This is a genomic window from Pseudonocardia sp. MH-G8 (genome assembly GCF_002262885.1).
Lineage (GTDB): Bacteria > Actinomycetota > Actinomycetes > Mycobacteriales > Pseudonocardiaceae > Pseudonocardia.
Genome location: NZ_NKYF01000001.1, coordinates 256,710 through 281,775 on the forward strand (window position 1 = coordinate 256,710; position 25,066 = coordinate 281,775).

The 25,066-nt window shown below is 75.3% G+C and carries 13 protein-coding genes; 9 read left to right on the top strand and 4 right to left on the bottom strand.

From position 1 onward, the window contains the following. Positions 1–47: 47 nt before the first annotated feature. Genes CFP66_RS01160 through CFP66_RS48945 form a run of 4 tightly spaced genes read left to right on the top strand, consistent with a single transcriptional unit; the run spans position 48 to position 15,140 of the window. Positions 48–6,650 carry a non-ribosomal peptide synthetase gene (locus tag CFP66_RS01160; RefSeq protein WP_094919883.1) on the top strand — a complete coding sequence of 2,201 codons (6,603 nt, stop codon included), beginning with the start codon at positions 48–50 and terminating at the stop codon, positions 6,648–6,650. Next, positions 6,647–12,124 carry a non-ribosomal peptide synthetase gene (locus tag CFP66_RS01165; RefSeq protein WP_094919884.1) on the top strand — a complete coding sequence of 1,826 codons (5,478 nt, stop codon included), beginning with the start codon at positions 6,647–6,649 and terminating at the stop codon, positions 12,122–12,124. The genes CFP66_RS01160 and CFP66_RS01165 overlap by 4 nt, the downstream gene beginning before the upstream one ends. Next, entirely contained in the window at positions 12,121–13,242 is a 1,122-nt protein-coding gene (locus CFP66_RS01170) for a saccharopine dehydrogenase NADP-binding domain-containing protein (RefSeq protein ID WP_094919885.1), read from the top strand. Before CFP66_RS01165 ends, CFP66_RS01170 begins: the two co-directional genes overlap by 4 nt. Then, entirely contained in the window at positions 13,239–15,140 is a 1,902-nt protein-coding gene (locus tag CFP66_RS48945) for a Gfo/Idh/MocA family oxidoreductase (protein WP_094919886.1), read from the top strand. The genes CFP66_RS01170 and CFP66_RS48945 overlap by 4 nt, the downstream gene beginning before the upstream one ends. Here the strand turns inward: CFP66_RS48945 and CFP66_RS01180 are convergent. Then, positions 15,124–16,329, bottom strand: coding sequence for a cytochrome P450 (locus tag CFP66_RS01180; protein ID WP_233159048.1), 1,206 nt, complete (start codon positions 16,327–16,329; stop codon positions 15,124–15,126). The genes CFP66_RS48945 and CFP66_RS01180 overlap by 17 nt on opposite strands. 104 nt (positions 16,330–16,433) lie before the next feature. Between CFP66_RS01180 and CFP66_RS01185 the strand changes: the two genes are divergently transcribed. The 5 genes from CFP66_RS01185 to CFP66_RS01205 are packed head-to-tail and all read left to right on the top strand — an operon-like array spanning position 16,434 to position 22,177. Beyond that, positions 16,434–17,222, top strand: a complete 789-nt coding sequence (locus CFP66_RS01185) for a thioesterase II family protein (RefSeq protein WP_233159049.1) — start codon at positions 16,434–16,436, stop codon at positions 17,220–17,222. Then, positions 17,219–17,986: a class I SAM-dependent methyltransferase gene (locus tag CFP66_RS01190; RefSeq protein ID WP_094919889.1), complete on the top strand. Its 768-nt coding sequence runs from the start codon at positions 17,219–17,221 to the stop codon at positions 17,984–17,986. Before CFP66_RS01185 ends, CFP66_RS01190 begins: the two co-directional genes overlap by 4 nt. Next, the gene (locus CFP66_RS01195) at positions 17,983–19,725 is read left to right on the top strand and encodes an ABC transporter ATP-binding protein (RefSeq protein ID WP_094919890.1); all 1,743 of its coding nucleotides are present in this window, start codon (positions 17,983–17,985) and stop codon (positions 19,723–19,725) included. Before CFP66_RS01190 ends, CFP66_RS01195 begins: the two co-directional genes overlap by 4 nt. Next, positions 19,722–21,464, top strand: a complete 1,743-nt coding sequence (locus tag CFP66_RS01200; RefSeq protein ID WP_094919891.1) for an ABC transporter ATP-binding protein — start codon at positions 19,722–19,724, stop codon at positions 21,462–21,464. The genes CFP66_RS01195 and CFP66_RS01200 overlap by 4 nt, the downstream gene beginning before the upstream one ends. Then, positions 21,461–22,177, top strand: coding sequence for a trans-aconitate 2-methyltransferase (locus CFP66_RS01205; protein WP_094919892.1), 717 nt, complete (start codon positions 21,461–21,463; stop codon positions 22,175–22,177). Before CFP66_RS01200 ends, CFP66_RS01205 begins: the two co-directional genes overlap by 4 nt. 439 nt (positions 22,178–22,616) lie before the next feature. Here the strand turns inward: CFP66_RS01205 and CFP66_RS01210 are convergent, their stop codons facing one another. The 3 genes from CFP66_RS01210 to CFP66_RS01220 are packed head-to-tail and all read right to left on the bottom strand — an operon-like array spanning position 22,617 to position 25,032. Then, a complete protein-coding gene (locus CFP66_RS01210; RefSeq protein WP_158227995.1) occupies positions 22,617–23,222 on the bottom strand; it encodes an AAA family ATPase in 606 nt (201 codons plus the stop codon). Further along, positions 23,219–23,848 carry a 3'-5' exonuclease gene (locus CFP66_RS01215; RefSeq protein ID WP_158227996.1) on the bottom strand — a complete coding sequence of 210 codons (630 nt, stop codon included), beginning with the start codon at positions 23,846–23,848 and terminating at the stop codon, positions 23,219–23,221. Before CFP66_RS01215 ends, CFP66_RS01210 begins: the two co-directional genes overlap by 4 nt. Next, positions 23,842–25,032: a radical SAM protein gene (locus CFP66_RS01220; protein ID WP_233159050.1), complete on the bottom strand. Its 1,191-nt coding sequence runs from the start codon at positions 25,030–25,032 to the stop codon at positions 23,842–23,844. Before CFP66_RS01220 ends, CFP66_RS01215 begins: the two co-directional genes overlap by 7 nt. Positions 25,033–25,066 lie beyond the last annotated feature (34 nt).

Consider the following 25,066-nt stretch of genomic DNA (forward strand, 5'->3'; position numbering starts at 1 on the left):
CCGAGATGACATTCGTTTTCAAGATGGGGCGATGAGTGGCACAGGACATGACCGGACCCAGCGTCGAACCCGCCCGGCTCCTGCCGGACCCGCGCCGCGAGGTCGCCGCGTTGCTCGAGGTCGACGCCGGCGAGTTGGGCGAGGACGACGACCTGTTCGAGCTGGGGCTGGACTCCCTCACCGTGATCCGCCTGGCGTCGGGATGGCGACACCGCGGCTACCCGGTCTCCTTCGAGGACCTGGCGGTGGAACCGACGATCCGGAGCTGGCGGGGCGTCGTCGACGGCGTCGTCGCGGCCGCGACCCCACCACGATCGGACGGCGTCGACGTACCGGTTCCCGCGGCGGGGACCCCCTTCCCGCTGGCCCCGATGCAGCACGCCTACTGGGTGGGCCGCCAGGACGGCCAGCCCTTCGGCGGCGTCGGATCGCATTTCTCGCTGGAGTTCGACGGCCACGACGTCCACCCGCAGCGACTGCAGCGGGCGTTCGGCGCGCTGGTGGCCCGGCACCCGATGCTGCGCGTGCGGATCTCCGACGACGGCACGCAGTGGATCGGGGACACGACGGGCCTGCCCACCGTCACGGTGCACGACCTGCGCGACGGCGAAGACGTCCCGGAACGGCTGACCGAGCTGCGCGAGCACATCACGCACCGCCGGTTCGACATCGCGCGCGGCGAGGTCGTCGAGCTCGGCCTGACGCTGCTGCCCGGCGACGCGACCCGGGTGCACGTCGACCTGGACATGATGGCCGCGGACGCGCTCAGCATGTCCGTCCTGCTCGGGGACCTCGCGCGGTTCTACATCGGTGCCCCGCCGGAGCCCCTCGACTACGAGTTCCGCACCTTCCTCGCCGAGCGGGACGCGGGGACGGCGGGCGCCGAACGCACCGAGCGCCGCGAGCGCGACGCGCAGTGGTGGGGCGAGCGGCTGGCGGACCTGCCCGGTCCGCCGGAGCTGCCGGTGCTGCCCGGTGCCGGGCGGCCCGGCCTACCCGCCCGGATGGGCCGCCACCACCACCTGGTGCCCCCCGAGCACTCGGCCGCGCTGACCGCTGCCGCCCGCAAGCGCGGGCTGACCCCCGCCGCCGCGCTGGCCACGGCGTTCTCGGAGGTGGTCGCGGCGTGGAGCGGGTCACCGCGGTTCCTGCTGAACCTCCCGCTGTTCGAGCGCGAGCCGCTGCACCCGGACGTCGAGAAGCTCGTCGGGGACTTCACCGGCTCGGTCCTGCTCGACGTCGACATGGGCGACGAGCAGCCGCTGGTCGTCCGGGCCCGGGAGGTCCAGAGCCGGCTGCACGCCGTCGTCGGACACGGCGCGTACGGCGGAGTGGACGTGCTGCGCGACCTCGCACGGCGGTCCGGCGAGCCCGGGCTGGCCCCGGTCGTCTACACCAGCGCGATCGGGCTCGGCGAGATGTACGACGACGACGTGCGCTCCGCCTTCGGTGACGCGGTCTGGGTCGGCTCGCAGAACCCGCAGGTGTGGCTCGACGCGCAGGTCCGCGAGCAGGACGGCGGGCTGCTGCTGAACTGGGACGTCCGCGAGGACGTGCTCGGCGACACCGTCCCGGCGCAGATGTTCACCGCATACCGCGACCTCGTGCTCCGCCTCGCAGGCGGCGACGAGCGGGTGTGGGACGCCCCGGTCGGCGCGATGCTCCCGGACCACGCGGTGGCCGTGCGGGAGCAGGTCAACGCCACCGCGCCCGCGGTGCCCCGGCAGGCGCTGCACGCCGCCTTCTTCGCCGCGGCGCGGACCGATCCCGGACGGCCCGCCGTGCTCGGCGAGCCGGGCCGGACCGGCGACGCGCTGACCTACGGCGAGCTCGCCGACCGCGCCCTGCGGCTCGCCGCGCGGCTGGCCGGGCACGGCGTACGCCCCGGGGACGCGGTCGCGATCAGCCTGCCCCGCGGCACCGACCAGGTCGTCGCGGTGCTCGGCACGCTGGCCGCGGGAGCGACGTACGTCCCGATCGGCCCCGACCAGCCCGCGCTGCGGCAGGCCCGGATCCTCGCTCGTGCCGAGGCCCGGGTGCTGCTCGCGGACGCGGCCCTGGAGACCGCGATGCCCGTCGTGTCCCCGCGCGACCTCGACGAGCAGCCCCTGCCCGGGCCGCTGCCCGTCTCCCCCGACGACGCCGCCTACGTCCTGTTCACCTCGGGCTCGACCGGCGAGCCGAAGGGCGTCGAGGTCTCGCACGCCGCCGCCGCCCACACGATCGCCGCCATCGGCGCCCGGTTCGGCGTCGGCGTGGGCGACCGCACCCTGCTGGTGTCCGCGCTGGAGTTCGACCTGTCGGTCTACGACCTGTTCGCCCCGCTGTCGGTCGGCGGCGCGGTCGTCCCCCTCGCCGACGACGAGCGGCGCGACCCCGTGCGCTGGTGGGAGCTGGTCCGCCGGCACCGGGTGAGCGTGTGGAACACGGTCCCGGTGCTGCTCGACATGCTCCTCGCCGGCGCCCCGGCCGACCCGGGCGACTCGTTGCGGCTGGTGCTGCTCGGTGGTGACTGGGTGTCCCCCGAGCTGCCCGGCCGGCTACGGGCCGTCGTCCCGGGGGCCCGGTTCGTCGCACTGGGCGGGATGACCGAGGCCGCGATCCACTCGACGGTCCAGGAGGTGCCCGGCGCGCCGGACCCGGACTGGCGCGCGGTGCCGTGGGGCGTCCCGCTCGCCGGTGTCCGATGTCGGGTCGTCGACGGCCGCGGCCGGGACCGGCCCGACCTCGTGACCGGTGAGCTCTGGGTCGGCGGCGCGAGCGTCGCCCGCGGCTACCGGGGCGACCCCGAGCGCACGGCCGACCGGTTCGTGACCCGCGACGGCGTGCGCTGGTACCGCACCGGTGACCTCGCCCGCTACCTGCCCGACGGCACCCTCGACTTCCTCGGCCGCGCCGATCACCAGGTCAAGGTGCGCGGCCACCGCATCGAGCTCGGCGAGATCGAGTCCGCGCTGGAGACCCACCCGGCCGTGCGCCGCGCGGTCGCCGTCGTGATCGGGACGGGGTCGGGCGCCCGGCTCGCCGCCCTCGTCGAGGCCACCGCCGACCTGCGTGCAGGGTCGGCCATCGACTCAGCGCCGGTGTCCGCGCAGGAGCTGCGCGACCGGCAGACCGCGCTGCTCCCGCCCGTGATGATCTGCGGGACCGTCGAGGTGCGCGACGCGCTCCCCCTGACCTCGAACGGCAAGCCGGACCGGGCCGCCGTCGCCCGGCTGCTCGCGGCTGCCGGTCCCGCCCTCGCCGAGGGCGAGCCGCCGCGCGGGCCCGTCGAGCAGCGCCTCGCGGGCGTCTGGGCGGAGCTGCTCGACGTGCCTGCCGTGCACCGCACCGACAGCTTCTTCACCCTCGGCGGGGACTCGCTGCTCGCCACCCGGCTGGTCGCGCGCCTGGCCGCCGACGGGATCGCGGGCGCCCGGCTCGGTGCGCTGTTCGGCTCTCCGCGGCTCGCCGACTTCGCCGCCACGCTGGAGCTCGTGGAGCCGGCGACGGTCACCCCGCAGGGCACGCGGATCGTCCCGGATCCCGCGAACCGGCACGAGCCGTTCCCCGGCACGGACGTCCAGGCCGCGTACTGGCTCGGCCGCGACCCCGCGTTCACCCTCGGCGGCGTCGGGACCTGGCAGTACGCCGAGTTCGACGCAGCAGATGTCGACCTCCCCCGGCTGGAGCGGGCCTGGGACCGGCTCGTCGCGCGGCACGAGATGCTGCGCGCCGTCCTCGACCCGGACGGCCGGCACCGCATCCTGCGCGACGTGCCGCCCACCCGGATCGCGGTGCGGGACGTCTCCGGGGCCGGTGCGGAGGCCGGTGAGCGGGCCTGCGCCGAGCTGCGCGCGGAGTGCTCGCACCGGCTGCTCGACCTCACCGCCTGGCCGCTGCACGAGCTGCGCGCGGTCCGCTACGCCGGAGCCGACGGCGAGGTCCGGACCCGGCTCGCGATCGGGCTCGACTACATCCTCTTCGACGCGTTGTCGATCATGACCCTGTTCACCGAGCTCGACCTCCTCTACGCCGAGCCGGCGGCGCACCTCGAGCCGATCACGCTGTCGTTCCGGGACTACGTCCTACAGGTCGAACCGGAACCCGCAGCCGTCGAGCGGGCCCAGGAGCACTGGCGGGCCCGGCTCGCCGAGCTCCCCGAACCCCCGCAGCTCCCGCTGCGGATCGACCCCGCCGACGTGGAGCGCCCACTCTTCACCCGGCGCCGCCGCGACCTGCCCGCCGAGCGTTGGTCGGAGCTGGTCCGCCGCGCCAGGGCCGAAGGGCTGACCCCGTCGACGGTGCTGCTCGCGGCCTACGCCGAGGTGCTCGGGGCCTGGAGCGGGTCGTCCGCGCTGACCGTCACGCTCACCCTGTTCGACCGCAGGCCCGTCCACGACGACGTCTTCCGGGTGCTCGGCGACTTCACCTCGCTGACGCTCGCCGGGTACCGGCCCGACCCCGGGGCCGGGTGGCTCACCGCGGCCCACGAGCTGCAGCGGCGCCTCGGCGAGGACCTCGACCACCGCGACGTCTCCCCGTCCTGGCTGCTGCGGGAGCTCGCCACCCGGACCGGGACGCTCGACGCCGCGGTGCCGGTGGTCTTCACCAGCGCCCTCGGGGTGGGCGACCAGGAGACCCCCGTCTCGATGGACATGTCGCCCGGCTTCCCGGAGCGGGTCTTCGGCATCTCGCAGTCCCCGCAGGTGAGCCTGGACAACCAGGTGCTGGAGTCCGCGGGCGGGCTGCAGGTCACCTGGGACGCCGTCGAGGAGCTGTTCCACGCGGGCGTGCTCGACGCCATGTTCGACGCCTACCACCTGCTGCTGGAACACCTCGCGACCGCGGACTGGCACGGGCCGCTGCCCGAGCTGCTGCCGCCGGCGCAGCGGGCGGTTCGCGACCGGGTCAACGCGACCGACGCCGACCTCCCGGCCGGACTGCTGCACGCCCCCTTCTTCGACGGCGCCGCCGCGCGCGCGGACGCGCCCGCCCTGATCACCGAGAACGTCTCGGTGACCCACGGCCAGCTCGCCGACCGCGCCCTGCGCGTGGCGGCCGGGCTGGCCGAGCGGGGTGTGCGGCCCGGCGACGCGGTGACCGTCACCCTGCCCAAGGGGCCCGAGCAGGCCGTCGCGGTGCTGGGGGTGCTCGCCGCGGGCGCCGCGTACGTGCCGGTCGGGGTCGACCAGCCACCGCGGCGGCGCGCGCAGGTGCACCAGGCCGCGCAAGCCCGGCTGGCGATCACCGATCTGGGCCCGCTGCTCGCCGCGGAGCCGCTCGCCGGCCCCGTCGCCGTCTCGGCCGACGCGCCGGCCTACGTGATCTTCACGTCCGGGTCCACGGGCGCCCCCAAGGGCGTCCAGGTCCGGCACAGCGCGGCGGGCAACACCGTCGCGGACGTGACCGCGCGCTTCGGGATCGGCCCGGCGGACCGGGTGCTCGGGGTGTCGGCCCTCGACTTCGACCTGTCGGTCTACGACCTGTTCGGCCTGCTCGGCGCGGGCGGGGCGGTGGTGTTCCCGGCCGAGGACGAGCGCCGCGACGCGGCCCGCTGGCGCGATCTCGCGCAGGCCCACGGGGTGACCGTGTGGAACTCGGTGCCCGTGCTGCTGGAGATGCTGCTGGTCGCGGGCCTGCCCTCGACGCTGCGGCTGGCGCTGGTGTCCGGGGACTGGGTGCCGGTCGACCTGCCGGGCCGGGCCGCGGCGGCAGGGATCCGGCTCATCGCGATGGGCGGCGCCACCGAGGGCTCGATCTGGTCCAACGCGGTCGACGCCACCGCGCTGCCCGCCGGGTGGGCCGCCGGGCGTGACGGCGGCGCCTGGGGTTCGGTGCCCTACGGCTTCCCGCTGGCCAACCAGCGCTACCGCGTCGTCGGCGAGGACCGGCGGGACCGGCCGGACTGGGTGCCAGGTGAGCTGTGGATCGGTGGCCGCGGGGTCGCCGACGGCTACCGGGGCGACCCGGACCGGACCGCGGAGCGCTTCGTCACCCGAGACGGAGTGCGCTGGTACCGGACCGGCGACGTCGGGCGCTACCGCCCGGACGGGGTGCTCGAGTTCCTCGGGCGCGCCGACCAGCAGGTCAAGATCGGCGGGCACCGGCTCGAGCTCGGCGAGGTCGAGACCGCGCTCGCCGAACACCCGCGGATCGACCGCGCCGCCGTCGTCGCCGTCGGGCCACGGCGGGCACGCAGGTTGCACGCCTTCCTCGTCGGTGATCCCGGGCCGGACCTGGACGCGTTCCTGGCCGAGCGGCTCCCCAGGCACGCCGTCCCTGCGCGCCGCACCGTGCTCGACGCGCTCCCCCTCACCGCGAACGGCAAGGTCGACCGCCCCGGGCTCGCGGCACGGGCCGAGGCGGACGGCGCTGCAACCGGCGCGGCGACCGGCGCGGCCCCGGACGGCGAGCTCGAGACCGGCATCGCCCGGCTGTGGGCCGATCTGCTGGAGCTGCCCGCCGCGCCGCTACCCGCGCGCGACGTCGCATTCTTCGCCCTCGGCGGATCGAGCCTCACGACGTTGCGGCTGCTCGCCGCGGTGTCGGAACGGTTCGGTGCCGAGATCCCCGCACGCCGCTTCCTCGCGGCCCCCACCGTGGCCGCACTCGCCGCGGACGTGCGGACCGCCATCCCAGACGCAGACGAGGAGACCGGAAGCGTATGAACGTCGCCGAGCTGATCGACGACCTCGAGTCCTCGGGCATCCGGCTGTGGGCCGAGGCCGACCAGATCCGGTTCCGCGCCCCCCGCGGGACGATGACCGACGAGCGCCGGGCCCGCGTGCGCGCGCACCGCGACGCGCTCCTCGCGCACCTGTCCGGCGCCGCGACCGTCCGGGCCGAGCCCGACCCGGCCGCGCGCCACGAGCCCTTCCCGCTCACCGACATCCAGGCCGCGTACCTGGTCGGGCGGGGCGAGGGCTACCCGTGGGGCGGCACCGCCTGCCACGCCTACGTGGAGCTGGAGCATGCGGGCACCGACCTCGACCCGGACCGGCTCGCCGCCGCCTGGGCGGCCCTGGTCGCCCGGCACGACATGCTGCGCGCGGTCGTGCACCCCGACGGCGTGGCGCAGGTCCTGGAGACCGGTGAGCCCGATGTCGTCGTGCGCGACCTCCGCGAGGCCGCACCCGCCGACGTCGAGGCCGCGCTGGACGCCACCCGCGCCGAGCTCGACCACCGCGTGGGCGACCCGGCGACCCTGCCGCTGGGCCTGCTCCGCCTGACCCGGTGTCCCGACCGGACGGTCCTGCACCTGTCGGTCGACCTGCTCGTCGTGGACTTCACGAGCCTGCAGCTGCTGCTCGCCGAGCTGGCCGCGGGATACGCCGGAGGTACCGATCCCGAGCCGCTCGGCCTCACGTTCCGCGACTACGTCCTCGCCTGCCGCGGGCTCGCCGAGAGCCCGCAGGCCGAGCGCGACCGCGCCTACTGGCGGGGTCGCGCGCTCCCGCCGGCCCCCGAGCTGCCCGTGACCGGCGACGGAACCGAGCGACCGGTCCGGTTCACCCGCCGCGAGCTCGTCCTCGACGCCACCGGCTGGGCCCGGCTGCGCGAGCGCGCCACCGCGCACGGGGTCACGCCCTCCGGTGCGTTGCTCACCGCCTACGCCGAGGTCGTCGGCCGGTGGAGCCGCCACCCCCGCTTCACCCTCACGGTGCCGACGTTCACCCGGTACCCGGTCCACCCGGACGTCGACCGGCTGGTCGGCGACTTCACCGCCGTCGAGCTGCTGGAGGTGGACCTCACCGAGGCGGCGCCCTTCGCCGGGCGGGCCCGCGAGCTCGGCGCCCGGCTGCTCGAGGACCTGGCGCACCCGCTGCACACCGGCAGCGAGGTCCTCGCCGAGATGACCCGCGCCGCGGGCGCGAGCGCAGGCGGGATGCTCATGCCGGTCGTGTTCACCAGCGCCCTCGACTCGGCCGCGGGAACCGCCGACCCGGCGTCCGGCGGGTTCCGGGTGACGCGGGCGATCACCCAGACCCCGCAGGTGTGGATCGACTGCCAGGTGCTGGAGCGGGACGGCGGCGTCGCCGTCAGCTGGGACTGCCGTGAGGGAGTGTTCCCCGACGGCCTGCTCGACGACGCGTTCGAGGCCTTCGCCGGCGCCGTCACCCGGCTGGTCGATCCGGGGTCGGACGCCCTCTGGCACGACGACGACCCCGTCCGGCTCCCCGCGGGCCAGGCTGCCGTCCGGTCGCGGATCGACGCGACCGCGGCCCCGGTGCCGCCCGGCCTGCTGCACGAGCCGGTGCTCGCGCGCGCCGCCGCCCACCCCGACGACGTCGCCGTCGTCGACGCCACGGGTCCGACGACCTACGGGGAGCTCGCCGCGCGGGCGTCCGCGGTCGCCGCGCTGCTGCGCGCCCGCGACGTCGAGCCCGGTGAGCTCGTGGCCGTCCTGATGGACAAGGGGGTCGAGCAGGTGGTCGGCGTCCTCGGGGTCCTGCTGGCCGGCGGGGCCTACCTGCCCATCGAGCCGAACCAGCCCGCGGCGCGGCGCAACGCGATCGTCGACGACGGCGGGGTGCGGGTGGCGCTGACCCAGTCCTGGCTGGTCGACGCCGTGCGCGACGGCTCGCCGGGGCTGAGCCTCGTCGCCGTCGACGCCCTGCCTGCCGGCGGGGCGGGCACCCCGGAACCGGTGGGCACGGCACCGGGCGACCTCGCCTACGTCATCTACACCTCCGGGTCCACGGGGAGCCCGAAGGGCGTGATGATCAGTCACGAGGCCGCGCTGAACACCGTCGTCGACGTGACCGCGCGCTTCGCCGTCGGGCCCGCGGACCGCGTGCTCGGGCTCGCCGCGCTCGGCTTCGACCTGTCGGTGTACGACGTGTTCGGCACGCTGGCCGCGGGCGGCACCCTGGTGCTGCCGGACCCGGCCCGTCGTGGCGACCCGTCGCACTGGGCGGAGCTGGTCGGCGAGCACTGCGTCACGGTCTGGAACTCCGTGCCGGGGCAGCTGCAGATGCTGCACGACCACCTGCCTCCCGGTGCGGGCGCGGGGCTCGCCTCGCTGCGGGTGGCGATGCTGTCCGGTGACTGGATTCCCGTCACGCTGCCGGACCAGATCCGCGCGCTGGTGCCCGGCCTAGGTGTGCACAGCCTCGGTGGCGCCACCGAGGGCGCGATCTGGTCGATCCACCACCCGGTGGGCGAGGTCGACCAGGCCTGGCCGAGCATCCCGTACGGCACGCCGATGGCCAACCAGACGCTGCGCGCCCTCGACCACCGGCTCCGCCCCTGCCCGGACTGGGTGGTCGGTGAGCTGTACATCGGCGGCACCGGCGTGGCGCTCGGCTACCGGGGCGACCCGGAGCGGACGGCCGCGCGGTTCGGGGTGCACCCGCGCACCGGCGAGCGGATCTACCGCACCGGCGACCTGGGCCGCCACATCGGCGCCGGGGACTTCCGCGGCCATGGCGTGCTGGAGTTCCTGGGCCGGGAGGACACCCAGGTCAAGATCCGGGGCTACCGGATCGAGCTGGCCGAGGTCGAGGCAGCGCTGCACACCCACGACGACGTGGCCACGGCCGCCGTGCTCGTCGACAGCGACACCTTCTCCGGCCACCGCCTCGCCGCGTTCGTCGCTCCCGCCCGGATCACCCCGCCCGCGCCGGACCCCCGCCCCGCCGACGCCGCCCGGGCCGCCGGTGAGCCGTTGCCGCAGGAGCGTGCGCAGCGGCTGCGCGCCTTCACCGCGGACCTCGACGACGCCGCGCTCGACGCGATGGCCACCACCCTGCGGGCGGCGCTCGCCGACGGCCCGCACACGGCGGAGCAGGTCTGCGCGGAGATGAACGCACTGCCGCGCCACCACCGCATCGTCCGGCGGTGGCTCCGGGCGCTCGTCGCGGCGGGCCGGCTCACGCGCACGGCGGACGGCGCCTACGCCGGCCTCGCCGGGTCCGACGCCCCGCGCTTCGACGACCTGGCCACGGCCGAGCGCGAGCTCGGCTGGAGCGCCGACCTGCTCGACCACGTGCGGGCCTGCGTCGCGGCGCTGCCCGGGCTGCTCGACGGCTCGGTCCCGATCGCCGGCCTGCTCTTCCCGGGCGCCCCCGCCGACGCGGTGCGCGCGGCCTACCGCGACAACCTCGCCGTCCGCGGGCTCAACACCGCCGCCGCGGGCGCCGTCGCGGAGCTCGCGCGCACCCGGACCGGGGGTCCGCTGCGCGTGCTCGAGATCGGCGCGGGCGTCGGCGGTACGACCGCCGAGCTGGTGCCCGCACTGGCCGGGCTCGACGTCGAGTACCTGGTCACCGACCCGTCGCCGTTCTTCGTCGCCGAGGCGAGGGAGCGGTTCGCCGACCACCCGTGGGTGCGGCACGCCCGCCTCGACCACGACGGCGACCTGCGCGCGCAGGGGATGGCGCCGCACGGCGTCGACGTGATCGTCGCCGGGAACGCGCTGCACCGCTGCGCCGACCTGCCCGCGGTGCTGGGCCGGCTCACCGAGCTGCTCACGCCCGGCGGCCGGCTCGTGCTCGTCGAGCAGACACGGGACGACTCGCCCGCGCTGATGACCTCGATGGAGTTCCTGGAGGCGCTCGCGGGCGAGCCGGTGGACGGGCGCCGCGCGACCGACGGCGTGTTCGTCGACGCCGACGGCTGGACGGCGCTCCTCGACGCCGCGGGGGCCCGCACCGAGCTCGTCCTCCCCGAGCCCGGCACCGCGCTGGCCGGCCTCGGCCAGCGCCTGGTGAGCGCGGTCGTCAAGGAGGACCGGGCCCGCGCCGACGTCGGCGTGCTGACCCGGCACCTCGCCGACCGGCTGCCCGAGTACATGATCCCGGCGCACTGGCAGGTGCTCGACGCGCTGCCGCACACCGCCAACGGCAAGGTCGACCGCGCCGCACTGCACGCGCTGCTGCCCTCGGGAGAGACGAGCGAGCCTGTCACCGGCTCCAGCGAGCCGCGCGACGACCGGGAGCGGGAGCTCGCCGCGCTGTGGGCCGAGCTGCTGGACCGCGACCGGGTCGGGCGCGACGAGGACTTCTTCGCCCTCGGCGGGGACTCGCTGCTGGTCGCCCGGCTCGTCGGCAGGCTCCGCGAGAGCGAGCCCGCGCTCGTCGAGATCGAGTGGGACGTGGTGCTGCGCCACCTGCTGCACCGCCCGACCGTCGCCGGGCTCGCCGAGTACCTGGCCGGGATCGACGGCGCCGGCTCCCCTGCCGCGGAGCCTGCCGGGCCGGTCAGTCCGGTGGTCCCGCTCAACGGGCCGGACGCCGCGGACGTCACGACCGTGCTCGTGCACGCGGGCGTCGGGACGATCATGCCGTACCGGGCGCTGGTCACCGAGATCCGCAGACGCGCCGCGGGGACGGGCAGGCTGGTCGGGATCGAGGTCCCCGACCTGGACGCCTTCCTGGACGCCGAGCCGGCCGGGCTGATCGAGCGGATGGCGGCCGACTACGCCCGCGCGCTGCTCGCCACCGGAGAGCGCCGCTTCCACGTCGTCGGGTACTGCCTCGGCGGGCTCGTCGCCACCGAGGTCGCCCGCACGCTGACCGAGGCGGGCGCGGACGTCGTGTCGTTCACCGCCATCAGCAGCCACGCGCCCGCGTTCCGGCTCGAGGACGAGCTGCTGTCGGAGTACTCGTTCGCCGTGATGATGGGCATCGACGCGGTGGCGCTCGGCTTCCCCGCCGACGCGCAGCTGTTCACCGCCGCGGCCCAGGAGGTGCTCGCGCACTCCCCCGGTGTGATGCCGGACGGCGCGATCGCCGCGCTGGGTGGGGAGTACGAGGAGGTCTCGGCCTGCTTCCGGCGCCTCGCCGGGGTGCCACGGGCGCAGCGGGTGAGCCGGATGTGCGACGCGGTCCCGCCGTCGGTCGGCACCTTCACCCCGGCCCAGCTGCTGCGCATGTTCCGCACGTTCCGCCAGAGCGTCTTCGCGATCACGCGCTACCGGGCCGATCCCTACGCGGGCGACGTCGCCTTCCTCCGGCACGCGGGCCCGTACCCGTTCCCGGGGAGCCGCAGCAGCGTCACCCGGTACTGGGAGGAGCTGACGCTGGGCGACCTCACCGTCACCGACATCGGCGGCGACCACTTCACCTGCCTCGGCGACGACCACGTGCCGTCGATCCTCGGGCACCTCGTCGACCTGACCGGCGGGGAGGTGCTCGCGTGACGGCGCCCCGGGTGGCCGTGCTGGGCGCGAGCGGTGCCGTGGGCTCCGCGGCGGCCCGGGCGCTGGCCGCCGGCCACCGGCTGCGGCTGGGTGGGCGGCGCGCGGCGCCGCTGACGGCGCTGGCCGACGCGCTGGGGTCCGGCGCCGAGGTGCACCCGGTCGACCTCGACGACGACCGCGCCCTCGACGCGTTCTGCGCCGGGGCGGACGTCGTCCTGCACTGCGCCGCGCCGGCGTTCGCGATCGGCGACCGGGTGGCGCGCGCCGCGGGCCGGGAGCGCGCCGCCTACGTCGACGTCTCCGGGGACGCGCTGGTGCACGACCGGCTGCGCGCCGGTGTGGTCCCGGAGGCCGCCGTGCTCGGGGCGGGCGTCGTCCCGGGACTGTCCGCGCTGCTGCCCCGCCACGTCCTGCACGCGGCCCGGGCCGCCGGCGTCGACGCCGACCGGCTCACCGTCCACACCGGAGGGGTGGAGCCCTGCTCCCCCGGCGTGGCCCGGGACATGCTGCTCTCCCTCGGCACCGGCGGCCCGGACGGCGCCGCCTACGGCGAGCCGCTCGCCGCCTGGCGGACCGACCGGGTGGTGGCGCGGGCGCTGCGCAGCGAGGAGGACGCCGAGGCACCCTTCTTCCCCGGCCGGGTGGCGCTGCAGCCGTTCCTCGCGGCCGAGGCGCAGCGCCTCGCCCGTGGCACCGGGCTCGCGGCGCTGGACTGGTACAACGTCCACCCCGGGCCGCACGTGCGCGTGGCGATGCTCCGGCTCCGCGGGCTCGACGAGGAACGGGCGGGTGCCGAGCTGATCCGCGCCGCCGACCTGGACCTGGCCGGCCGCACGCCCTACCACCTGATGGTCGTCACGGCGCTCGACGAGGCGAGGGCCGGGCGCACCGCGGTCCTGCGCAGCCGGGACAGCTACGCGCTCACCGGGTTCGTGGCGGCGCTGGCCGCCGAGGCCGTGGCCCGGGGCCGGGTCCGGCCCGGCACGCACTACGCGTGCGACGTGCTGGACCCGGCGGAGACGCTGCGTCGCATCTCCTCCGCCGGCGTGTCCCAGCTGACCGAGCTCGCCCACGACGGCTCGCCCGCCGACTCGCTCGTCGAGGAGGGCGCGCTGTGAACCGGCCGTGGCGGGTTGTCGTGGCCGGCACGAACTTCGGCCGGGTGCACGCCCGTGGCGTGCGCTCCGCACCGGCGGAGTTCACCCTCACCGGCATCCTCTCCCGCGGCAGCGACCGCTCCGCCGGCGAGGCGGCGGCGCTGCGCGTCCCGCACCACACCTGCGCCGACGACGTGCCCGACGACGTCGACGCCGTCTGCGTCGCGGTGGGCTCTGCGGTCTCGGGCGGACGCGGCACCGAGCTGGCCTGCGCGCTGCTGGAACGCGGGATCGCGGTCCTCGCCGAGCACCCGATGCACCCCGACGAGCTGACGCGGTGCCTGCGGACCGCGCGCAGGCACCGCACCGGTTTCCGGATCACCACCCACTACCCGCACGTGCGGCCGGTCCGGGCGTTCCTCGACGCCGCCGCGCGGCTGCGGGCGCGCCAGGCACCGCTGTTCGTCGACGCCGCGACCCCCGTCCACGTCCTGCACCCCTTCCTGGACATCCTCGGGCGCGCGCTGGGCGGGGTACGGCCGTGGGCGTTCGGTGACCCGGCCCCGCAGGACCCCGAGCTGACCGCGCTGACGGGCCGCGACGCGCCCCTGCAGACCGTGGCGGCCGTCGTCGCCGGGGTGCCGGTCACCCTGCGGGTGCACAACGAGCTGCACCCGGGCGACCGGGACAACCACGCCCTGCTCTGGCACCGCATCGCGATCGGCACCGAAGGTGGCGTCCTGACCCTCGCGGACACCCACGGCCCGGTGCTGTGGAGCCCTCGCTTCCACAGCACCCGCGACGCCGACCACCGGCTCGTCCTCGACGGGCCAGGGCTCGCGCACCCGAGCACCTCGGCCGCCGCCCCCGCCGGGACGCTCGCCGAGGCGGTCGGGACCCTCTGGCCGGACGCGGTCGTGCATGCGTTGCGAGGCCTGCGCGCGGCCGTCGAGCGGGGCGCCGACCCGTTGCGGGACGGGCAGCGCGACCTCACCGTCGCCCGGATGTGGACGGACCTGGTCACGCGGCTCGGCCCGCCGCGCAGCATCCGGCCGGCGCCGCCGGAGGTGCTGGGTGCCTCCGAGGTGCTGGGGGGCCCCGAGGTGCCGGACGCACCCGAGGCGCCGGACGCCGCCGCGGTGCCGGGCACCTCCGAGCCGCGCTCCCCGAGCCCCGCGCCGGCAACGGGTGGCCACGGCGCCTACGGCGCCACCGCCGAGTTCTACGAGCTCGCCGCCGCAGGCTCGCCGGAGATCGCGGAGGCCCTCACAGGCGTCGACCCGCACGCGGGCACGGTCGTGGAGATCGGGGCGGGTAGCGGGCTGGTGACCGCGGCGATCGCGGCGGCCCTGCCCGGAGCCAGGATCCTCGCCGCGGAGCCGTCGACCGTGCTGCGCTCGGTGCTGACCAGCCGCGTCGTCCGGGATCCCGACCTGCGCGAGCGCGTCACGGTCCGCCCGGACACCGCGCAGGAGCTGGCGCTGCCGGACCGGATCTCGGCGGCGGTGCTCTGCGGCGTCGCGGGGCACCTCGACCAGGCCGAGCGCGCGGACCTGTGGCGGCGGCTCACCGAGCGGATGCTGCCCGGGGCGCCGCTGGTGGTCGAGCTGATGGCGGTGGACCGGCCGGTCGCGGTGCCGCGGACCCGGCTCGCGGCCCGCCGCGTCGGCACGCAGGACTACGAGTGGTGGTTCGCGGCCCGCCCCGGCGCCGCCGAGAACGATCCGCTGGTGCTGCACAGCACCTGGCGGGTGCTCGGCGCCGCGGGCTCCGCCGTGCGCGAGGAGACCGAGACCCACCGTTGGCACGCCTTCGGGCTCGAGCGGGTGGCCGCGGAGACCGGGTGGGAGCTCCGGGCCCTTCGCGGCGGGCCCGGAGACAACTCGGCTCCGTTGGGGGTGTTCACCCGGGCCAGCTGACCCGCATCTCCTCCACCCCGAAGGTGGCGGATTCGTGCTTGAAGTCGACGCCGGCGATCCCGCCGACGAGCGACAGTTCCGGAATGCGCCGGAAAAGCGATTCGAGGGCGACCCCGATCTCCATCCTGGCGAGCGTCGCGCCGAAACAGGAATGGCCACCGTGGCCGAAGGAGAGGTGTCCCGGCCCCGTCCTGTCGAGATCGACCTCGCGGGGCCGGGGGAACGCCTCGGGGTCGTGGTTGGCGGCACCGAGCAGCCCGATCACGCCCTCGTCGGCACGGATCGTGGTGCCCGAGAACGACCGCTGCTCGGTGAGCACCCGCAGCGCGAGCGAGTCGCCCACCGACAGCACCCGCAGCAGCTCGTCGACCGCGGCGGGCCACCGGTCGGGCCGCCGCTCCAGCTCGGCGCGCAGCTCCGGATGCTCCAGCAGGTACAGCGCGCCGAGGGTGATCATGCTCGTGGTCGTCTCCCGGCCGGCGATGATCGTCATCGCGAGCGCGGACACCAGCTCCTGCTCGGTGACGGTGCCCGCGGGCAGGTGCTCGCCCGCCAGCCAGCTCACCAGGTCGTCGTCGGGGGTGCGGCGCTTGGCCTCCACGAGGTCCCCCAGGAGCGAGAACAGCTGCCCGAGGGCGGCTCCGACCTGCTCGGACGTGCTCAGGCGCGAGCCCGACACCCGGGTGACGTCCCGGAAGAACTCGACGTCGTCGGCGGGCACGCCGAGCAGCGCGCAGACGACCGTGGTGGTCACCGCGTTGGCGTAGTGCGGCACCAGGTCGACCGGCCGCCCGAGGGAGTGCAGGTCGTCCACCAACCCGTCGACGAGCTTCTCGACTGTCGGCCGCAGGGCCTGCACGCGGCGCGGGGTGAACTCCCCCACGAACAGCTTCCGGAAGCGCGTGTGCCGCGGCGGGTCGGTCCGGATGAACGGCCGGGTCCGGATCCCGGCCTCCTGCTCGCCGGCCCCCATCGCGGGGAAGTTCGGCCTGCGGATGTCCGACGACGCGGCGGGGTCGGCCAGCAGGGCCCGCACGTCGGCGTAGCGGGTCAGGACCCAGGCAGGACGGCCGGTCGGCAGGCGAACCCGCAACACCGGCGTCTGCGCACGGATCCGGTCGTAGGCGGCGGGCGGGAAGAACGGCTCGTCACGCCGGATCGGAAAATCCGGGAGCACCTCGGAAGTCACACCCCACCGTAGAACGGCCGGGCCACGCATTTCCAGACCGTCGCCGCATTGCCATGAGTGCATGCTTTGGCAATTATCCGCGCCATTGTTGTACGGTTCTTCGCGTGAGTTCCCGAACGGCACCCGATCCCTGGCTGCGACGCTTCACCGCGCGCCCCGCGGCGCGCCTGCAACTCGTCTGCCTCCCGCACGCGGGCGGTGGGGCGAGCAGCTTCCGGGGCTGGTCGGGCCTGCTGCCGCCGGACGTGGAGCTCCTCGCCGTGCAGTACCCCGGGCGGGAGGACCGCTTCGGCGAGCCGATGATCGACGAGATGGGCGCGCTGGTCGTCGCGGTGTGCGACGCGCTGGCCGGGGCGCTGGACCGACCGTACGTCCTGTTCGGGCACAGCATGGGTTCCGCGGTGGCCTACGAGGTCGCGCGGGAGCTGCGCCGCCGCGGGCGGCCGGGGCCCCGGCGGCTGGTGGCGTCGGGGCGGGAAGCGCCGGTGCGCGCCCGCGGCGGCGAGGTCCACCTCGGCGACGACGACGCGCTGTGCGCGGAGCTGAGCAGGCTCGGTGGCACCGCGACGGAGATCCTCGCGGACCACGACCTGCGCCGGGCCGTGCTCGGCTACGTGCGCAACGACTACCGGCTCATCGAGACCTACCGTCCCGCGCCCGCGACCCCGCTCGGCTGCCCGGTCACCGTCTTCACGGGGGACGCCGATCCCGAGCTGACGCCTGCGCAGGCAGCGGGCTGGGCGCCGCTGGGCGACGGCCGGGAGGACGTCCAGACCTTCCCCGGCGGGCACTTCTACCTCGGCCCGCACCGGGCGCAGGTCGTGGACGCGCTGCTGCGCCGGCTGGACCCGGCGCTGTCCCGCGGCCGTGTCGAGCACCCGAGCACGCCGTGAGCACCGTCGCGAGCGCCTACTCCGCCGCGGGCGAGTTCTACGAGCTGGTGGCCGAGCGCCAGGCCGCCAGCAGCGGTCCCGCCCTGGCCGTCGCGCTGGCCGGGGTGGACCCGACGGCCGGGCCGGTGCTCGAGATCGGCGCGGGCACCGGGCGCATCACCGAGCTGGTCGCGCGGGAGGTGCCGGGCGCCTCGATCGTGGCGACCGAACCGGCCACCACCATGCGCGCCGTGCTGACCAGCCGGATCGCCGCGGACCCTGGGCTGCGCGAGCGGGTCACCGTCACCGCCGAGAGCGCCCAGGACCTCGCGGCCCGGCTGCCCCGCACCGGCGAGCGGTTCTGCGCCGCGGTCGTCTTCGGCGTGATCGGCCACCTCGGCCCCGGCGAGCGGCGGGCCCTGTGGAGCGCGCTGGACGGCGCACTGCCCCCGGGCGCCCCGATCGCGGTCGAGCTGATGGGCGTCGCGGCACCACGCACCATCCCGCCGGTCCGGATGCTGCGCGAACGCGTCGGCGACCAGGTCTACGAGTGGTGGAGCGCGGGCGCGCCGTCCGGCGCGGGCCGGATGCGCTTCGACACCACGTGGAAGGTGTTCGGCCCGGCGGGCGGCGCCCCGGTGCGCGAGGTCACCGAGTCCTACCAGTGGCACACGCTCGCCACTGCCGACCTCGCGGCCGAATCCGGTCTGGCGGCAGAGCAGGTCACCGAGGTCGACGGCCACGCCACGGCCGAGATCGCGATCCTCCGCGGGCGGCCGGCATGAGCACCGTGACCCGGGTGCTGGCGCCGGTGCGTGGCACCCTCGCCGCCGCCGTCACGCTGCAGGCCCTCGGTTCGGTGGCGGGGGTGGTCCCGTTCGTCGCCGTCGCCGAGATCGGCCGGGCGCTGCTCGGTCCCGGCCCGGTGGACCCGGGCACCGGGTGGTTGCTGGTGGGCCTCGGCGCGGGTGCCGCGGTCCTCGCGCTGGTCGCCACCACGCTCGCGACGACGCTGACCCACCTCGCGGACAACCGGCTGCAGCTGGTGCTGCGCAGGCGGATCGCCGCGCACCTCGGCCGCGTCTCCCCCGGCTGGTTCTCCGCGCGCAGCTCGGGGCACGTGTCCAAGGCCCTGCAGGACGACGTGCACTCGCTGCACTACCTGGTCGGCCACACCCTGCTCGACGTCACCGCGGTCCTCGTGACCCCGCTCGCCGCGCTGGTGTACCTGGCCACCGTCGACGGGCGGCTCGCGCTGCTCACCCTGGTCCCCCTCGTCACCGGGGCGCTGCTGTTCCGGAAGGCCATGTCCGGCGCGGGCCCGTTGATGGCCGAGTACGGCAGGGCCCAGACCGAGATCAACGCCGGCATCGTCGAGTTCGTCGACGGCATCGCCGTGGTGAAGACGTTCGGCCGCGGCCGGTCGGCACACCGCCGGTTCGTCGCGGCCTGCGACGCCTTCCACGACTTCTTCGCGAGCTGGCAGCGGCGCACCACGTCGGTGACCACGGCGTCCCAGCTCGTGGTCACGCCGTCGCTGGTCCTGCTGCTGCTCCTCGGCGCCGGCACCGCGCTCGTCGTGGCCGGCGCGACGCCCGCCACCGCGCTGATCCCGTTCGCCCTGCTGGGCCCCGCGATCGTCGCCCCGATGGGCGCGGTCGGCCCCCGGATCCAGGCGCTGCGCGGCGGCACCGCTGCAGCGGCATCGATCGAGGCGCTGCTCGCGGAGCCGGTCCAGCCGCAGCCGGAGGTCGGGGACGAGCCCGATGGCACCACGGTCACCCTGCACGACGTGGCGTTCCGCTACCCCGGCACGGAGACCGACGCCCTCGCGGGAGTGGACCTGGAGCTGCGGCCCGGCACCGTCACCGCGCTGGTCGGGCCGTCCGGGGCGGGCAAGACCACCCTCGCCACGCTCGTCCCCCGGTTCCACGACGTCACCGGCGGCGCGATCCGGCTCGGCGGCGTCGACGTCCGCGAGCTCGACGCCCGCACCCTCTACCGCAGCGTCGGTTTCGTCTTCCAGGACACCACGCTGCTGCGCACGTCGGTCGCCGACAACATCGCCCTCGGCCGGCCCGGCGCGTCGCAGGAGGAGGTCGAGCGGGCAGCCCGCGCGGCCCGCATCCACGAGCGGATCCTCACCCTCCCCCGCGGGTACGACGCCGTCGTCGGGGAGGACGCCGAGTTCTCCGGCGGGGAGCGGCAGCGGCTCTCGATCGCCCGCGCGCTGCTCGCCGATACCCCGGTCCTCGTCCTCGACGAGGCCACCGCGTTCGCCGACCCCGAGTCGGAGGCCGCCATCTGCGACGCGCTCTCCGAGCTGGCGGTCGGCCGGACCCTGCTCGTGGTGGCGCACCGGCTGCACACCATCGCCGGAGCCGACGAGATCGTGGTGCTCGAGGGCGGCCGGGTCACCGAACGGGGGCGGCACGCCGACCTGCTCGCCATCGGCGGCCGGTACGCGCGGATGTGGGCGGCCCAGGACGGCACGGTCCTCGCCGGGCAGGGGGTGCCGCGATGATCCGGCGGCTGCTGGCCGCGCTCGGCCCCGAGGACGCCCGGCCCGTGCGCAGGCTGCTCGTGCTGCTGGTCGCAGCGGCGGTGCTGCAGGGGGTCGCGTTCGCCCTGCTCGTCCCGCTGCTGCGCGCGCTGCTCGGGCCCGAGCCGCGCGACGCGTGGGCGCCGCTGGGCTGGTTCGCCCTCGCCACCGCGGCGTTCCTCGCGATCACCTTCCACGCCCAGAACGAGGGCTTCCGCACCGGCGCCCGGGTGGCCCGGCGGCTGCACCACGTCCTCGGCGAGGCGGTCGTGACGCTCCCGCTGGGCTGGTTCGCAGGCGGCCGCTCCGGCGAGCTGACCCGGGTGGCCGGGCAGAGCGTGCTGCAGGTGATGTCGCTGCCCGCCCACCAGATGCGCCCGCTCGTCACCGCCGTCGTCACCCCGGCCACGGTGCTGGTCGCCCTCCTCGTGATCGACTGGCGGGTCGGGATCGCCATCGCCGTGGCCGTGCCGGTCCTGCTCGTGGTGCTCCGCGTCGGCAACGACCTGCTCGCGCGCAGCGACCGGGGCCGGGACGCGGTGATCCACGAGGCCGCCGCGCGGGTGATCGAGTTCGCGCGGGCCCAGCCGGTGCTGCGGGCGTTCGGCGCCACCACCGACGGCCACCGGGTCCTCGACGACGCGCTGGTCGCCCAGCGCGACGCGGACCGCCGGATGATCGGGCTGGCCGTGCCCGGCCTGGTGTCGTTCGCGTTCGGGGTCCGCGTCGTGTTCACCGCCGCGCTGGCACTCGCCGTCCAGCTCGCCCTCACCGGATCGCTCGACCCCGCCTCCGCGATCGCCGTGGTCGTGCTCGTCGCACGGTTCACCGAGACGATCGGGACCGGCGCCGAGATCGGCGCGAGCCTGCGGATGTCGGGCAACGCGCTCACCCGGATCACCGACGTGCTCGACACCCCACCGCTGCCCGAACCGGCGCAGCCGCGCCGACCGGAGACGTACGAGGTCGAGTTCGCGGGCGTCGGGTTCGGCTACCGGGCGGACACGCCCGTCCTGCGCGACGTCTCCTTCACCCTGCCCGAACGCGGGCTCACCGCGCTGGTCGGGCCGTCCGGGGCGGGCAAGACAACCGTCGCCCGGCTACTGGCCCGCTTCGCCGACGTCGACACCGGCGCGGTCCGGATCGGCGGCGTCGACGTCCGGGAGATCGCGGCCGACGACCTGATGGGCCTGGTCGCGAGCGTCTTCCAGGACGTCTACCTGTTCGAGGGCACGCTGGCCGACAACGTCCGGCTCGCCCGCCCCGACGCGAACGCCGACGATCTCGACCGGGTCGGCGGGCTCGCCGGGCTGACGCAGGTCGTCGAGGAGCTGCCCGCCGGCTGGGACACCCGCGTCGGCGAGGGTGGCGCCACGCTGTCGGGCGGGCAGCGCCAGCGGGTCTCCATCGCCCGCGCCCTGCTCAAGGACGCCCCGATCGTCGTCCTCGACGAGGCGACCGCCGCGCTGGACCCGGAGAACGACGCGGCGATCGGCGCGGCCGTCACCGACCTCGCCGCCCGCGCCACGGTGCTGGTGATCGCCCACCGGCTGCAGACGGTGCAAGCCGCCGACCGGATCCTCGTGCTGCGGGACGGGGTCGTCGCCGAGCAGGGCCGGCACACCGAGCTGCTCGCGGTCGGCGGCACCTACGCCGAGTTCTGGGAGCGGCGCACGCACGCGGCGGGCTGGCGGCTCGTCCCCGCAGAGGAGAGATCATGACCCATTACGCCGAGTACGACGCCTCCGCGCCCTACCTGCACGTGCTCAGTGGACCGATGTGGACCGACCTCGGGCCCCGGCTCACGGGCGCCCTCGCCGGCGCCGACCCGGCAGCGGGACCGGTGCTCGAACTCGGGGCGGGCACGGGCCTGGGCACCGAGCGCATACTCGCCGCCGTGCCGGACTGTCCCGTCCTCGCCGCCGAGCCGTCGGGATCGCTGCGCGCGGTGCTGCTCGCCCGGCTGCGCGGGATTGCGGGCGGTGAGCGGGTGACCGTGCTACCCGTGGGCGCCGCCGAGGTGGACCTGCCGGAGCGGCTCGCGGCCGTCGTGGGGATGCACATGGTCGGGCACCTCGCCCCGGACACCCGCCGCGCACTCTGGCGCGGCATCGCCGCCCGCCTCGCGCCCGGTGCGCCCGTGGTGCTCAACGTGCAGCCCCCGGAGACCGCGACCGCCGTTCCCGCCTGGCCGCCGTTCGGCGTCCGGCAGGGCGACCTGACCTACCAGGGCACCGGCAGCGCCGAGCCCACCGGACCGGAGTCGGTGCGCTGGCGGATGGAGTACGCCACCCTGCGCGACGGCGTCGTTCTGGAGACGGCGGTCGCGGAGTACGAGTGGTGGGTCCTCTCGGCCGCCGGCCTCGCCGCGGAGCTGACCCGGGCGGGCCTGCGCACCGAGACCGACGGGGACCTGGTCGTAGCCCGCCGCTGAGGAGCCTGTCCCTGCCCGGGGAGTCTCCCGTTCCGCCGAGTCCCCGTTCCCGCACGGCGAGTCTCCCGCTGGGCCACGGGCACCACGACGGGCACGGCCGCGGCGGCAGGCTCCTGGCCGCCGGCGCAGCGCTCCTGGTCGGCAGTGATCATCGCTTCGGTGCGGGAACGGCAACATGCTGCCGTCCGCGCACCGAACTGACGATCACCGGCCGGACGCGGGTGCGGCGGCGAGCAGAGCCATGCTGGCGATCGTGCAGGGCCACCGCACTGGTCTCGCAGTGGAGCAGGCCACGCAGAGACCGTTTGCCGTTCTCCGGTGGCGGGTGAGTACGCGTTGAGTTCCGCCGAGCTGGGTGGAGATGAACCAGATTGCACTTCGAACCTGGTCGGATTCGTCCCTTGGCGCGCCGACGTTCATCGTCGATCGCCTTTCGCCGTCATGGTCCGACGGAGGATGTTCGAGCCAACCGGTCGAGGGTGAAGTCCGCGACTCGTTCGAGCGTCGGGTCGTGCTGGTCCGCGGGCAGCAGCTCGTGGCCGATGCCGAGCTGGAGCAGAACGCGCTCGACGTGATGATCGGCGAGACGCCGGTACCGGTGGTTACGGTCGCGGCCCTCGCCGATCGGGATGGTGCCGTCGAGGACCGTCCGCAGAACGAGGTCGTAGTGGGTGCTGTGGTGGTGGGCCAGGGCGCTGAGGTGCTCGATCGCGGCCGGGTCGGGTGTCTCGTCGCGATAGGCGAGCGCCGCGAGGTAGTAACCGAGAGCGTCGGGGACCGGGCGGTCGACGAGGAGCACGTCCGCGTGCGGCCACGCCGCCAGCTCCTCGCTGATCCCACGGGTCATGATCCACAACGTTGACGGGTAGCTGTGGGAGTGCAGGATCGGCAGTCCGGTGCGGTGGGCCTGCTCGGCGAGGTCCGCGACCGTGGCGACCTCGACTCCGTCGCGCCGGAGCGCGTGCGCGAGGCGGGCCAGGAAGGTCGACTTCCCGGTGGAGTGGGTTCCGGCGACCGCGATGGTGACGGGCCGCTCGACGTTCACCACAGCCCCTCCTCCTGCGGAGGTGCGCCGCCGGCAGCCGCGACGATCTCGGCCCAGTCGTGGCCGTCCCGATCGGCGTGGACGACGAGTGCAACCAGGAGCTCTGCGGTCAGCAGCGCGTCGTAGCCCGCACGGTGCGGGCGCTGCCCGGCCGGCTGCGGCGGCAGCGCGATCTCCGCGTGGGCGGCCAGCCGCTCGAGGCCGTAGCCGACCAAGCCGGGCCAGAGCGTGCGGGCGAGCTTCATCGTGTCCAGCACCAGCACCGGCTTCCACGCGGGCAGGTGGGTGGCGAGGATGCTGCGTTCCACGGACGCGTTGTGCGCGACGAGCACCCGGTCGCCGAGCGTCTCGGTGACGTCGGCCGCGACGTCCTGCCAGGACGGGCAGCCGGCCACGTCGTCGTTGCTGATGCCGTGCACCTTGCGCATCACGATCGGCGTGATCGGCTGCTGCGGGCGGACGAGCCAGGTCCGCAGGTCCGTGGACGGGACGGGGGCCGTGCCCGAGATCGGCAGCGCGGCGATCTCGACGATCTCCGGCTCCCGCTGGCCGTTGCCTTCGACGTCGACGACCACGAGCTGCTGCCCGTCCATGACCTGCGGGAGCGGCCGGGTGAGCCTCAGCATGGGGATGTCTCGCTTTCCGTGGTGGTCCATCCGAGGTCGGCGCGGCCGTGGCGGTTTCGGTGGTGCGGCTTGGCGACGTCGTGGACCTGGTAGCCGTGCGTGTGCTGCAGCAGGTACCGGCGCTGCTCGTCCAGACCCTTCACCATGACCGCGCGCTCGGTGACGGCGACCAACTCGCCGCCGAGCCCAGCCACCGCGGCGGCGACCGGCGCCGGATCGGGCCGGGCCCAGGCCCTGGAACAGCGGTCGACCTGGGCGGACGGACAGATGTCGCAGAGCTCGCGGATGCCGTAGTGCCCGTTGTAGTCGGCCATCCCATGGGCGTATGCGACACCGCAGGAGGTCTTGCGAAAGAGCGGCGAACCACCTGTCCTCGAGGCCGCGGCGGCAAGCACACGCTGTTCGAGCCCTCCGGGCAGGATCTTGCGCCGCGCCGTGTCCCCGTACGGCTCCGGCAGCCCGTGCGCCTGGTAGTAGGCCCGGATCTGGTCCCGGTAGAACAGCCCGGTGTACACCGTCGCGTGGGCGAACCGGGTCAGCTCCATGGCCTCGGCCAGATGCCGGTCGGTGTCGTTGAGGCCCGGGACGAGCGGCCGCCAGTAGAACACCGCGCGAAAGCGCTCGGCCTGCTCGTACGCCGTCCTGAGCGAGTTCGACGCGATTCCTGAGTCCACCGGCTCGATGCGAGGGTCGGTGATCCCGGAATGCGTCACCAGCAGCGTGAGCCGGATGTTGGCGAACGAGTTCAGCCGATCACAGTCGTCCGCATCGACGCGCCACCGGGTGATCACCAGCACGTGGTTGCGCAGACCGGCGTTGTCGAGCAACTCCAGCATCGCGAACGTGTGCGGCTTGACGGATGCAAGCATCGGATCGGTGGCCCGGTTGAAGATCTGCAGCGGCGTCACGTCGCGGAGAAACGACGGATGGTTGACCAGGAGGTAGAACGCCTCCTGGTCTGACATCAGCGCTCGCGGGGTCTTCAGGCCGAAGTTGTCGAAGAGGTGACGAACGCAGTAGCCGCAGTCGAGCGGGCACCCCACAACGTGGTTGACGCTCAATCCGGATTTGCGGTACTCGATGACATCGGTTAATGCGGGGTTCATTGCCGCTCGTTCGGCGTGCGGCAGGATCGGTAACTGTCGTCGGACACGAGGTGTGGTCGACGTGCTCGGATCGGTCACGGATGTTCTCCCGAGTTGCAAGCGATTGGTGACC